Genomic DNA, 12,900 nt, shown 5'->3' with positions numbered 1-12,900 from the left:
GACCTGCCGGTCACTCAGTCGCCGGCAGAGTGGCGGGCAGCTCCATCTGCGCGCCGAACCATTTCTTCTGGAATTCGGCCAGTTTGCCGGATGCATTGAGCTTTGCCAATTCACTGTCCATGAAGGCATTTAGAGTCGCACTGTCAGTATCGTTGCGGCCCGCCCATGAGAAATAGGTCTTCGGTCCGAAGGTCGGCAGAACGACTTCAAAAGCATCCGGCCGCTGGCGTGCAGCTTCCAGAAGGTTTGGAAGCGAGTTGACGACGGCGCGCAGGCGCCCCGCACCGAGGTCGGCATAAGCTTCCGAGAAATCCGTGTAGCTGGAGACCGTCGTGGCATCCTTGCCGGCGGCCTTAAGTTCGGCGGAAAACGTCTCAAGCGCCTTGAGCTGCGCGGAGCCCGCCTGCGAGCCGACCGGCTTACCCGCGATATCTTCCGGCTTGGAGATCTCGGCATCGCCCTTGCGTTTCAGGATTGCCATCGTCGCATCGGCAACGGGTGCTGAGAGCTTGTAGGCCTTCATGCGTTCCGGCGTCACGGTGACCGAGGTCACGACATAATCGAAGCGGCTGGCGGCAAGGCCCGGCAGGATGCCCTGCCAGGGCAGATCGAGACGCTTCAGCTCAACGCCTGGCAAGGCTTTCATGACTTCTTGCATGATGTCAGCGGAGTAACCGACGATCTTGCCGTCTTCGACGAATTCGAACGGCGCAAACCGGGCCTCGGTTGCGACAGTGAAAACCTTATCGGCCTTGATCTTTTCCAGAAGATCGGCGGCATGGGCGGATGCGCCGAGGCTGACGGCGAAGGCTGCACAGAGCGTGAGAGATTTTAGAGTGAGCAGGTTTTGCATGGTTTCGTTCCCTTATTGGTTTGTGATTGGGGAGGAGGAAACCATGGACATTATTCCAGAAAAATAGGAAACTGATGGAGTTTATATTTGTAAAATTGATGTAACGGTCCTCATGCAGCTCGCGCAATCCGACCTTCGTTCTCTCGCCGTCTTCCGCGCCGTCGTGGAGCACAAGAGTTTTCTCGGCGCGCAAATCACGCTCGGGCTGAGCCAGTCCGCTGTCAGTTTCCATATCAAGGCGCTGGAAGACAGGCTCGGTTTCAAGCTGTGTCGGCGAGGGCGATCGGGTTTTGAATTGACGGATCGCGGCGCGCTCGTACATGAGCGTTCGAAAGTGCTGTTCCTGGCGCTGAACGCCTTCGAAAGCGATATCGGTACGCTCAAGAACCGTATTACCGGTACGTTGCGACTGGGACTTGTGGACAACACGATTACCGATCACGACCTGCCCATTCACCGCATCATCGCCCGCATCAGCGAAAAGGCGCCGGAAGCACGTATCGAGCTGGTGATCGACACGCCGGACGCCCTGTTGTCGGAAATTGCCAATGGCGGCCTGGACATCGCACTTTTACCGGAAACGCTGCCGTATCAGGGCCTGAAACTTTCGCGCTTCAGGGAAGAGGCGCATTCACTGTATTGCGCGAAGGGACACCAGCTCTTTCATCTTCCCGATGCCGAACTTTCCGTCGAGCGCATCGAATCCTTCGATTTTGTCGTACGGCCCTATGCCAATATGCGTGAGCTGCAATATTTCCCGCAGGCACGGGCGCGTGCTTCAGCCTCCAACATGGAGGCGCAGGCGATGTTCGTGATGTCCGGCCACTATGTTGGGTATCTGCCTGATCATTATGCGGATGATTGGGTCCAGAAAGGAATTTTCCGGCCGTTGATGGCAGCAAAGACCCGTATCCAGTCCACCTTCGTTATTGCCACGCGGTCCGCTGAAAAGCCTTCGACGGTGCTCGATTTCTTCATTCGCGAACTCGCCGGTTTCGCATCAGAGGCGTTTCACAAGAACGCGCGCAAGGCGTAGAGCATACGCCGCTCATAGCCCCGTCGCCGCGAACGCCTACGTATGTTCCAGAGGGGCAAGTGTGATCTCGGAAGAAATTGCCTTGCCGATGGCATCGCCGTTCGCTATCCATACTTCAATAATTCAAGGATTATTGAAGTATGGATCAACATCAGGCTCTTTCGGCATTTGCTGCCCTCTCTCAGGAGACGCGCCTCGCGATCGTTCGAGCACTTGTCGTTGCCGGTCCTGACGGACTGGCCGCCGGTGCAATCGCCGAGCGCATGGGTGTCTCGGCGACGAACGTGTCGTTCCATCTCAAGGAACTGGAGCGGTCTGGCCTAGTCTCGCAACGACGAATGTCGAGGTCTATCCTTTACAGCGCCAGCTACGACACTTTGGCCGAGCTTGTGAAATTCCTGGTAGAAGACTGTTGTGCCGAACATCCGGCTATTCTGGAGAATGTCGAGCGAAGCGATGGATGCGCCAGTCCGGCCGGCACTTCCTCCGATGGGGGCAATGTCGTTGCATAATTCGAAAGTATCCGCCGGCATCGTCTCAGCGCTTGGCCTCACGCAGATCATCGGTTACGGCACTCTCTATTACAGTTTCAGTATTCTTGCGCCCGGCATGGCGGAAGACCTCGGCCTGACATTGGCGGAGGTATTTGGCGTCTTCTCGGTGTCGCTATTCATCGGAGGTCTGTCGGCAACCTATATCGGCAGGCAGATGGATAGGATCGGAGCCGCCACGATGATGACGGTCGGCTCAGGCCTTGCGGCCTTGATGCTGTCGCTCTGTGCCTGGTCACCGTCAGTCGCAATCTTCGCCGTTGCCATCATCCTGCTCGAGGTATCGTCCGGAATGGTGCAGTATCAGGCCGCATTCGCGACGCTGGTTGAAAGCGATCCCAGAACCGCCGCCCGCAGCATTACCTATTTGACCGTGATCGCCGGTTTCGCCTCGACAATCTTCTGGCCGATTTCGGTCGCATTGGCGGGAGTTATCTCTTGGCGGGAGATCTATCTCGTCTTCGCGGCATTAAACCTCTTTCTGTGCATGCCGCTCCACTACTGGATCGTGCGCGCCGGAAAGGCTGAATCGAACAGCGATCTGGCGACTGGAACGCGTGAAACGGTGATGGGTGCACTACCAGTGCATGCGCGCAGACGCGGTATGGTCGTCGTGTCGTTTGCCTTCGCTGTGCTGGGCTTCACGCTGACGGCAATGCTTGCCATATGGTTCCAATGCTCGCGTCTATCGGGCTTGGTGCTGCTGCGGTGGTTGTCGGATCGCTCTTCGGTCCCGCTCAGGTATTAAGCCGGCTTATCAATATGGCGTTTGGAAAAAGCCTCTCGCCGCCGGCGCTGGCTGCGCTTTCCGCTATCCTGATCGTCGCCGGTGTTTTGATCCTGATGATGACGGGGAACTGGTTGCCGGGCGCCATTGCCTTTGCGATCTGTCTTGGTCTCGGGTCAGGCATCAACAGCATCGCGCAGGGAAGCCTGCCGCTTTATTTGTTTGGCTCTGAAGGATACGGAGCGATTACGGGCAGGATGGCGGCCGCGCGACTGGCGGTGAGTGCCGCAGCGCCATTCGTCTTTGCCGCGGCGATGGAAAATTTCGGGACAAGCTTTGCTCTCGCCGCCAATGCCTGCCTCGGGGCAATCGGTATCGCTGCATTCGTTGCGGTGGCGGTATCCTTGAGAACGCCTGCCACAGCAACTAACTGAAACGTCAGATCGACTTCAGCGAAACGCGCTTCTCGAGTTCTTCCGCCTGTTCCTTGCGTTCGCTGTAGCGGTCCGTGAGAAAAGCGGAGGCGTCGCGTGTCAGTAGCGTGAATTTTACCAGCTCCTCGCAGACATCCACCACCCGGTCGTAATAGGGAGACGGCTTCATCCGTCCGCTAGCATCGAACTCCTGATACGCCCGTGCGACCGACGACTGGTTGGGGATGGTGATCATCCGCATCCATCGCCCGAGGATCCGCATCTGGTTCACGGCATTGAAGGACTGGCTGCCGCCGGAAACCTCCATGACGGCGAGCGTCTTGCCCTGTGTCGGGCGAACAGATCCGAGCGAGAGAGGAATCCAGTCGATCTGCGACTTCATGATGCCGGTCATCGCGCCGTGGCGCTCGGGACTTACCCAAACCTGCCCTTCCGACCATTGCGAGAGCTCACGCAATTCCTGCACCTTCGGGTGGCTCACCGGTGCTTCGTCGGGCAAAGGCAGGCCCTTCGGATCGAATATCCGAACTTCGCATCCAAGCCGTTCGAGCAGCCGCCCTGCTTCGAAGGCAAGCAAACGACTGTAGGATACCTCGCGTAGCGAACCGTAGAGGATCAGAATACGGGGCTTATGTGTCGAAAAGGCCGGACGCAGAGCATCGAGATCAATCGCGTGCAGGTGCTGGCCCTCAAGTGCGGGGAATGTGTCAGGCAATGCGCTTTCCTTCATCATCGAGGACCTGTTCGCCGTCTTCTTTGGTAAACGGCCCCTTGAATGCGTCTGCCGGAAGTATATCCAGAACCACTTCCGAGGGGCGCGACAACCGCGTACCCATCGGGGTGATGACGAACGGCCGGTTGATCAGGATTGGTGTCTCGAGCATGGCATCGATCAACTGGTCATCGGTCAGTTCAGGATATCCAAGCCCAAGCACCGTATAGGGCGTGCCCTTCTCGCGGATCGCCTCGCGGACGGTCAGCCCGGCGTCGGCGATCATCTTGACGAGTTGCTCGCGGCTCGGCGGGGTTTTCAGATACTCGATCACAGTGGGTTGAATACCGGCGTGCTCAATGAGTGCGAGCGTGTTGCGCGAAGTGCCGCAATCCGGGTTGTGATAGATGGTGACGTCCATGCTCATTGCCTTTCGGTAATTGTGTTTCGGGAAACGGCTGGGGCCGCATCGTACCAATCCTTCGAGCGGTTCACGATCCAGACGACGGACAGCATGACCGGAACCTCGATGAGGACGCCGACAACGGTTGCCAGTGCTGCGCCTGATTGAAAACCGAACAGGCTGATAGCGGCCGCAACCGCGAGTTCGAAGAAGTTGCTTGCACCGATCAGTGCCGACGGACCGGCAATGCAGTGCCGTTCGCCGCTCATCCGGTTCAGAAGATAGGCGAGCCCGGAGTTCAGATAGACCTGGATAAGGATGGGGATTGCAAGCAAGCCGATAACGGCCGGTTGGGCGATAATCTGCTCGCCCTGGAAGGCGAAGAGAAGAACCAGTGTTGCAAGCAGCGCTACCAGCGAAATCGGCTGCAGCCTTGCGAGAATGCGATCGAGCATCCGTGACGTTCCGTCCGCCATGAGCCGGTACCGGATGAACTGCGCGAGGAAGACGGGCACGACGATATAGAGGGCAACGGAGAGGACAAGCGTGTCCCACGGAACGGTGATTGCGGACAGGCCAAGCAACAGGCCGACAATGGGAGCAAAGGCGATGACCATGATCGCATCGTTGAGTGCGACCTGCGAGAGCGTGAACAGTGGTTCGCCGCGTGTCAGGTTAGACCACACAAAGACCATTGCAGTGCAGGGCGCTGCGGCAAGAATGATCAATCCCGCGATATAGGAGTCGATCTGGTCAGTGGGAAGATAGGGGCGGAACAGCCAGCCGATGAAGAGCCAGCCCAACAGCGCCATCGAGAACGGCTTGACGGCCCAGTTGATGAACAGCGTGACGCCGATACCCCGCCAGTAGGTGCCGACTTGCGTGAGAGAGCGGAAATCGATCTTCAGCAGCATCGGAATGATCATCAGCCAGATCAGGATTGCGACCGGGATATTCACCTTGGCAATCTCGGCCGCGCCAATGAGCTGGAAGACGCCGGGCAGCAAATGGCCGAGGGCGACACCGACGATGATGCACAGAAACACCCAGACGGTTAGATAACGTTCAAATGTGGACATCAGGCGGACTTTCCCGCGTGTGGAGTGCAGCAGGGCGTCAACTCGGCTATCAGCGGAGCGCAAAGCTCTGCCGATCCACCACAACAATCTTTCAGGAGAAACAGCGTCATGTCGCGAAGCTGTTCTATCTGCGCGCGATACATGATGATTCTGCTCTGGCGTTGCGATGATACGAGGCCCGCGCGTGACAGAACATTCAGATGCGCGGACATGGTGTTTTGCGGCACCACCAGCGCGCGCGCGATGTCACCCGCCGGCAAGCCTTCCGGTGCGTGCCGCACAAGCAGCCGAAAAGTTTCGAGACGGGTTGGCTGCGCAAGCGCTGCCAAAGCGAGAATAGCTTGTTCTTGTTCCATATATCCAGATTAATGGAAATATAGATGTAGTCAATGTATTTTTGCGGGTGTTACCAAACACTGCAAACTCAAGGGGATCATTTTACGAATATCGACAGAAGCCCATTTCGGGCCGGTTTTCAGTGCGGGAAAATCGTCGGCCCAATCGCTTCGGCGACTTGGTATTATTGCACATGCGAGTCCGCCTGTATGAGTGGGACGCCACCCATGCAGGCTTGCTTCAAGGCATTGCGGACGAAACCGGCAAGCGTTCTGTGCGGCTCACGCGCCCGAACGGTCTCTCTGTTCGCGCCATACGGCGAAAGCCTTCTGGTGTTCGTCCTTGGTGCAGGGATAAAGGCCGATGATGGTTGCGCCGCCCTTGACCTGCTCGACCACGAAATCCTCGTAAGCGGTCATTTCCACCGCTTCTGTCGCGATTTCGTCGGCAATTCCGGCGGGGATGACGATGACGCAATCCGCATCGCCTACGATGATATCCCCGGGGAAGATCGGGGCATCGCCGCAGCCGATCGGGCCGTTAATTTCAATTGCTTCGTGTTTGGTAAGGTTGGTAGGGCTGGATGGTCGGGTGTGGTAGGCTGGAATATCCAGCTCCGCAATTGTTGCAGCATCGCGGAAACCGCCATCCGTAACGATGCCGGCAGCACCGCGCACCATCAGGCGGGTGATGAGAATATCACCAGCAGATGCGGCGCTCGGGTCTTTGCGGCTGTCCATGACCAGTACGTGGCCGGGCGGGCAGGTCTCAATGGCAACGCGCTGGGGATGTGCGGGGTTGCGGAATTCCACCAGCTGATTGCGGTCTTCGCGGGCGGGCATGTAACGCAGCGTGAATGCAGGCCCAACCATGTTCGCGCCCTTGTGGCCAAGCGGGTGGACACCCTGGATGACCTGGTTGCGCAGGCCGCGCTTGTAGAGCGCGGTTGCGAGCGTGGCGACGGAAACCGTCATCAATTTTTCCCGGGTTTCTGTATTCATCTTATTCTCCTCGAATAGCGTGAGTGTCTGCACATCAGTTTTTGTGGATCGGTTCGTCTATGAAAACGCCGCCCTGGTATTTCGCGATTGCGGTATCCGGATCAGGGCGAGGGACTTCCCGTTCGATATCGGCCCGGAAGCGTGCGGCATTATCCCGCCGCTGCCAGCCGAGAAAATCGACGTGGGAATTATCCCACCAGCTGTCGTCATTGGCAGAGACGCCCCAGATGACCGGGCAACCGAGTTTTGGCGCGTGAAATACGCACTCGACCAGGGAGACCAGATCGTCATGGCTGAGCCAGGTGGATAACATGCGCCAGTTGGTGGGCTTCTCCTCGCAGGAGCCAATGCGGACGATGGCCGTTTCCTGTCCGAATTTGGAATGGTAGAGGCTCGCCATTGCCTCGCCGAAAATCTTTGAGACACCGTAAAGGCCATCCGGCAAAAACGGCGTCTGCGGCGATAGCTGCTCACCCTGCGAATAATATCCGATGGTGTGGTTGCTGGAGGCAAACAGGATGCGTGGCATGCCAGCGAGCCTTGCTGCCTCGTAAAGATTATAGACACCGCGCAGATTGGCGGCCTCGATGGGATCGTAAGCCTTTTCGACGGAAATGCCGCCGAGATGGACGATGCCGTCGCAATCCTTCACCAGCGCATGGACGGCGCCTCCGTCCTCCAGAGAGCAGCGGATGATCTCTTCATTCGCTGCCGCCGCACCCATATCAACCACATCCGAAAGGCGGATGATCTCCGCGAGGTGGCCGAGCCTGCCGCGCAACATGCTGCCCAGCTTGCCGCCGGCGCCCGTAATCAGCAAACGTTTCATCATTTTGCGCGCTCCCGTATCAGAATATGTCTGGTTCGCCAGCGGTGCGGCCGAAATCCGTCTGGAGGAAATCGAAATCGCATCCGGCATCCGCCTGGGTAACGTGTTTCGAGAAGATGTAGCCATAACCACGCTCGTAACGCGGCGGCGGCGCCTGCCATGCAGCCCGACGCTGGGCGATCTCCTCTTCGCTGACCAGCATGTCGAGACGGCGCTGCGGCAGATCGAGCCGCACGATATCGCCGGTCTTCAGCAGGGCAAGCGGCCCGCCGACGAAGCTTTCCGGCGCGACATGAAGAACGCAGGCGCCATAAGAGGTGCCGGACATGCGGGCATCGGAGATGCGCACCATATCGCGGTGACCCTTTTTGATCAGCGCCTTGGGGATGGGCAGCATGCCCCATTCGGGAAAGCCTGGGCCGCCAAGCGGGCCGGCATTGCGCAGAACCAGAACGTGATCGGGTGTCACATCCAGATTTTCATCGTCGATTGCCGCCTTCATCTCGGGGTAGCTATCGAAGACCAGCGCCGGACCTTCATGGAAATGAAGTTTCGGATCGCAGGCGGCGGGCTTGATCACCGCACCATCCGGGCAGAGATTGCCGCGTAGAACGGCAAGCGATCCTTCGGCGTAAACAGGGTTATCCAGCGAGCGGATGACGTCGTCATTATAGACCCGCGCGCCTTCGAGGTTTTCGCCCATGCTCCGGCCGGTAACGGTGAGCACGGAACAGTCCAGCCGGCTTTCGATCTGCTTCATCAGGGCACGCAGGCCACCCGCATAATAAAAATCCTCCATCAGATAATCTTTGCCGGAGGGGCGGACATTGGCGATAAGCGGCGTCACGCGGCCGAGTTCGTCCAGCTCGTCCAGCGTCATCGGCACACCGGCGCGGCGCGCCATGGCAATCAGATGCACGACGGCATTGGTGGAACAACCGGTCGCCATGGCAACGATGGCCGCATTCCGAAACGCGGGCGCAGTAAGAATACGATCCGGGGTCAGCTCCTCGGCTACCATTTCCACAATGCGACGGCCACAGCCTGCCGACATGCGCTGGTGTTCGGCGTCCACCGCCGGGATGGAGGAAGCGCCGGGCAAAGTGAGACCGAGCGCATCGGTGATCGCCGTCATGGTCGATGCCGTACCCATGGTCATGCAGACGCCGGCGGAGCGGGCAATGCCGCCCTGCACGCCGCGCCATTCTTCATCGGTCACGTTACCGGCCCGGCGTTCGTCCCAGTATTTCCAGGCATCGGAGCCGGAGCCCAGCACCTTGCCGGCATAGTTGCCGCGCAGCATCGGCCCAGCCGGCAGATAGATCATCGGCACGCCGGCCGAGATCGCTCCCATGACGAGGCCGGGGGTGGTCTTGTCGCAACCGCCCATCAGCACCACGCCATCCAGCGGATGCGAACGGATCATTTCCTCCGTCTCCATGGCGAGCATGTTGCGATAGAGCATAGAGGTCGGCTTGGTGAAACTCTCATCGACCGAAAGCGAGGGCATCTCGACCGGGAAGCCGCCCGCCTGTAGGACGCCGCGCTTCACATCTTTCACACGTTCGGGAAAATGCGAGTGACAGGTATTTAGCTCCGACCAGGTGTTGAGAATGCCGATGACGGGCTTGCCGGCAAAATCCTCCTCCGAATAGCCAAGCTGCATCATGCGTGAGCGGTGGCCGAAACTGCGCAGATCGTCGGGCGCGAACCAGCGGGAGGAACGGAGTTTTTTGTCGGTCATGTCAAAGGTCCTGCTTTACGGGGGCGTGGCGACGGAGGCTTAGTCCTGCTTCAGCGTCAGCCCGCTTTTCGTATCGAAGAGGTGGATATGTTGCAGCGGCGCCGACATGCGGATGACTTCGCCAGCCGATGTCGATGTCTGCCCCGCAAGATGTAGGGTGACGTGGCTGCCGTCACCGAGGTTGCCATAGAGATAGGATTCCCCGCCGAGCTGCTCTGCCGTGCGCACGGACATGGTCACCGCACCATCCGGTGTGGGCTGCACATGGTTGGGACGAATGCCGAGCGTGACCTTCTGGCCGGGTGCGTAGGAAAAGCCGCTCTGCGGCAACGGGATCAATTCGCCGGTCGCGATTTTAAGGGACGGCTGACCTTCCGCTACTACTTCGCCGGCGAAGAAGTTCATCTTCGGGGAGCCGATGAAGCCTGCCACGAAAAGGTTTGCGGGGCGATTATAAAGATCGAGGGGAACGCCGAACTGCTCGAGCTTTCCGGCGCGCAGCACGGCAATCTTGTCGGCCATCGTCATGGCCTCCACCTGATCGTGGGTCACATAGATCATGGTGTTGCCAAGACGCCGATGCAGGCTGGAAATCTCGCCGCGCATATCCACGCGCAGTTCCGCATCGAGGTTCGACAGCGGCTCGTCAAACAGGAAAACCCGCGGTTCGCGCACGACAGCGCGACCGATCGCGACGCGCTGTCGCTGGCCGCCCGACAGATCCTTGGGCCGCCGCTCGAGCAGCTGGTCGATCTGCAGCATCTTGGACACCTGTGAGACCTTCTCGACGATGTCTTTTTTCGGGGTGCCGATATTTTCCAGGCCGAAGGACAGGTTTTCCCGAACCGTCATATGCGGGTAGAGCGCATAGGACTGGAACACCATGGCAAGCCCGCGATCGGCAGCCGGAACCGCGTTCACCACATCGCCGCCGATGACGATATCGCCGCCGCTCAACTCTTCAAGACCGGAGATCATGCGCAGCAGCGTCGATTTTCCGCAACCGGACGGGCCGACGAAAACACAGAACTCGCCGTGCTTGATATCGAGATCGATACCCTTGATGACGTCGAGGGCGCCATATGTTTTTTTGACCTGACGAAGCTCTATACTTGCCATTGTGTCATTCCCTCCCTTGAGGATCATTTTCCGCCGGTCGATGCGATGCCGGTGGCGATATATTTTTGCAGGAACATGAAGACCAGCGCGATTGGCGCCAATGTCAGCACCGTCATGGCCAGCAGGTTGCTCCACTCTGTCGTCATTTCTCCCTGGAAGGAGTTGAGCGCCAGTTGCAGGGTGAAATTGTCGTTGCGCGTCAGCACAATAAGCGGCCACAGGAAGTCGTTCCAACGCCACATGATGGCGAGGATGGCCAGCACCGCGAGCGCCGGTGCAGACAGCGGCAGGATGATGCGCCAGTAGATTTTCCATTCGCTGGCCTTGTCCATGCGTGCCGCATCAAGGATTTCATCCGGGATGGTCAGCATGTATTGGCGCAGCAGAAATACCCCTGTCGGTGTGGCCGCTCCTGGAATGATCACACCCCACAGGCTGTTGATCATGCCGAGTTGGCTGGTGATGAGAAAAAGCGGAACGAGCACGACGGTCTGCGGGATCATCAACGTTCCGACGACGAGTGCCAGAACCACGCCTCTGCCCTTGAAGCTGTATTTCGACAGTGCAAAGGCCGCCATGGAGTTCACGATCAGCATGATGACGGTCGACGTCACGGTGATGAAGGTCGAGTTCCAGAAATAAAGCGGAAAGTTGAAGCGCTGGAAAAGCTCGGTGTAGTTCTCCGTCGCCAGTGCCACCTTCTCGGCCGGGCGCAGCTCGTTGAACGGCATCTTCATGACTTCGCCGGGCTTTGCCGGATCCACCACCTGGGCGACGAGCCCGACGCGCCTGATCATACCGAGCTTGCGGCCTTCCTTGTCGACAAAGGCCGGCAAAGGTGCGGCCTGACCGTCAATGACCACCGTTTCCTGCGCATAGGGAAGCAGGCGCGGCGGAAACCGCTGGAGGTCGGCTTCCGTCTTGAAGGAGGAGAGAACGAGCCAGAGAACGGGTCCGAACATCATCAGAACGGCAACGCCGAGATAGGCGTAGGACAGCCAGTCGGTCCAGTGCAATTTGCCGTTTCTGCCGCGTGTGCGGGTTAGAAATGCGCCAATCCTAGCCATCGACTTTGCTCCTGTTGGCCCGGAATTGCAGGGCAGTCAGCACCACGAGAACCACGGCAAGCAGCAGCGAAGCGGCCGCGGCCAGTCCGAAGTTGCGGGGTGTTCCGGCAAAACCAGTCTGATAGATGAATTGAATGATGAAGGTCGTCGCCGAACCCGGCCCACCGCCGGTAAATGCGAAGACTTCATCGAAGGTCTGTACGCCCTTGATGAGGGACAATACGAGAACCACGAGCATGGTCGGGGCGAGAAGCGGCATTGTGATCCGGCGGAAAATCCGCCACGGGCTTGCCTTGTCCAGCTGTGCCGCCTCATAGACGTCACGCGGAATGGCCTGAAGGCCGGCAAGCAGGATGAGCGTGTAGAAGCCCATGTGCGCCCAGACGGACAGGAATACCGACCATCCAAAGGCAAGGTTGGCCTCCAGCAGCCAGTCCACCGAACCGATACCGAGGGAATCGAGCGCAGCGTTCAGGACGCCGAAACGCTGCAATATCCACTTCCATATCAGCGCCACGACCACCGGTGAAAGCAGCACGGGAAAGAAGAAGACGGCGCGGAAGAAGCCGCGTGCCCGGATGTCACGGTTGAGCACGACCGCCGTAATCAGCGAGAAGCCCACCATGAACCCGACCTGCAGCACCACGAAGAAAAGCGTGTTCCAGACGGAGCGCCAGAAAAGATCGCGCTGACAGGAATTGGGATCGAAATAGTTCTGGCACGAGAGAAGGACCGAGAAGTTTTCGCCGCCCACGGAGGGGCGTTCCGACAGCAGGATATGCTCGCTGCCGGTCACTGAATAAGCCATGTTGAGAACGATCGGCAAAAACGCGAAGACCGCAAACAACAGGAGATTGGGTGTCAGAAACACCCATGCGATGCGCCGATGCCCGAGCATTTTCTGCAAGAGGGCGAAAGGCAGCTCTATGATGCCCATGACGGGCGCAAGAAGTCTGTACATTGATGGTCCTCCTTCGATCCGGCGCGGCGCGGCAAGGCCGCGCCGGAA

The 12,900-nt window shown here is 58.7% G+C and carries 13 protein-coding genes and 1 pseudogene; 3 read left to right on the top strand and 11 right to left on the bottom strand.

What is annotated here, in order from left to right:
• Positions 1-10: 10 nt before the first annotated feature.
• Positions 11-853 (bottom strand): transporter substrate-binding domain-containing protein, encoded by an 843-nt coding sequence (locus CRO62_RS07870; RefSeq protein WP_035199834.1) that lies wholly within the window; start codon positions 851-853, stop codon positions 11-13.
• 112 nt (positions 854-965) lie between these two features.
• Between CRO62_RS07870 and CRO62_RS07865 the strand changes: the two genes are divergently transcribed.
• From CRO62_RS07865 to arsK, 3 genes and pseudogenes are all read left to right on the top strand, one after another.
• Positions 966-1,889 (top strand): LysR family transcriptional regulator, encoded by a 924-nt coding sequence (locus tag CRO62_RS07865; protein WP_003518035.1) that lies wholly within the window; start codon positions 966-968, stop codon positions 1,887-1,889.
• A gap of 140 nt (positions 1,890-2,029) precedes the next feature.
• Positions 2,030-2,401, top strand: a complete 372-nt coding sequence (locus CRO62_RS07860; RefSeq protein WP_097099801.1) for an ArsR/SmtB family transcription factor — start codon at positions 2,030-2,032, stop codon at positions 2,399-2,401.
• Positions 2,388-3,601 (top strand): annotated as a pseudogene (gene arsK / locus CRO62_RS07855) (arsenite efflux MFS transporter ArsK). The gene CRO62_RS07860 and the pseudogene arsK overlap by 14 nt, the downstream one beginning before the upstream one ends.
• 4 nt (positions 3,602-3,605) lie before the next feature.
• Here the strand turns inward: arsK and arsH are convergent.
• From arsH to CRO62_RS07805, 10 genes are all read right to left on the bottom strand, one after another.
• Entirely contained in the window at positions 3,606-4,334 is a 729-nt protein-coding gene (arsH, locus tag CRO62_RS07850; RefSeq protein ID WP_097099800.1) for an arsenical resistance protein ArsH, read from the bottom strand.
• Positions 4,309-4,734, bottom strand: a complete 426-nt coding sequence (arsC, locus tag CRO62_RS07845; protein WP_003518039.1) for an arsenate reductase (glutaredoxin) — start codon at positions 4,732-4,734, stop codon at positions 4,309-4,311. Before arsC ends, arsH begins: the two co-directional genes overlap by 26 nt.
• Before the next feature lie 2 nt (positions 4,735-4,736).
• Positions 4,737-5,795, bottom strand: a complete 1,059-nt coding sequence (gene arsB, locus CRO62_RS07840; RefSeq protein WP_097099799.1) for an ACR3 family arsenite efflux transporter — start codon at positions 5,793-5,795, stop codon at positions 4,737-4,739.
• The gene (locus CRO62_RS07835; protein ID WP_003518041.1) at positions 5,795-6,151 is read right to left on the bottom strand and encodes an ArsR/SmtB family transcription factor; all 357 of its coding nucleotides are present in this window, start codon (positions 6,149-6,151) and stop codon (positions 5,795-5,797) included. Before CRO62_RS07835 ends, arsB begins: the two co-directional genes overlap by 1 nt.
• Positions 6,152-6,412: 261 nt before the next feature.
• Positions 6,413-7,132: a ribonuclease activity regulator RraA gene (locus CRO62_RS07830; protein WP_097099798.1), complete on the bottom strand. Its 720-nt coding sequence runs from the start codon at positions 7,130-7,132 to the stop codon at positions 6,413-6,415.
• A 34-nt stretch (positions 7,133-7,166) separates the two neighbouring features.
• Complete coding sequence (locus CRO62_RS07825; protein WP_097099797.1) at positions 7,167-7,964, bottom strand: NAD-dependent epimerase/dehydratase family protein; 798 nt, start codon at positions 7,962-7,964, stop codon at positions 7,167-7,169.
• A gap of 16 nt (positions 7,965-7,980) precedes the next feature.
• A complete protein-coding gene (gene araD / locus CRO62_RS07820; protein ID WP_003518044.1) occupies positions 7,981-9,705 on the bottom strand; it encodes an L-arabinonate dehydratase in 1,725 nt (574 codons plus the stop codon).
• A 39-nt stretch (positions 9,706-9,744) separates the two neighbouring features.
• Positions 9,745-10,824: an ABC transporter ATP-binding protein gene (locus tag CRO62_RS07815; protein ID WP_038494532.1), complete on the bottom strand. Its 1,080-nt coding sequence runs from the start codon at positions 10,822-10,824 to the stop codon at positions 9,745-9,747.
• A gap of 23 nt (positions 10,825-10,847) precedes the next feature.
• Positions 10,848-11,891, bottom strand: a complete 1,044-nt coding sequence (locus tag CRO62_RS07810; protein ID WP_003518047.1) for a carbohydrate ABC transporter permease — start codon at positions 11,889-11,891, stop codon at positions 10,848-10,850.
• Positions 11,884-12,852 (bottom strand): carbohydrate ABC transporter permease, encoded by a 969-nt coding sequence (locus CRO62_RS07805; protein WP_003518048.1) that lies wholly within the window; start codon positions 12,850-12,852, stop codon positions 11,884-11,886. The genes CRO62_RS07810 and CRO62_RS07805 overlap by 8 nt, the downstream gene beginning before the upstream one ends.
• Positions 12,853-12,900: the final 48 nt, after the last annotated feature.

The sequence above is a fragment of the Rhizobium sp. AN6A genome, assembly GCF_900215635.1.
In the GTDB taxonomy this organism is placed as follows: Bacteria; Pseudomonadota; Alphaproteobacteria; order Rhizobiales; family Rhizobiaceae; genus Agrobacterium; species Agrobacterium tumefaciens.
This window is presented reverse-complemented; position numbering and strand designations above follow the sequence as displayed.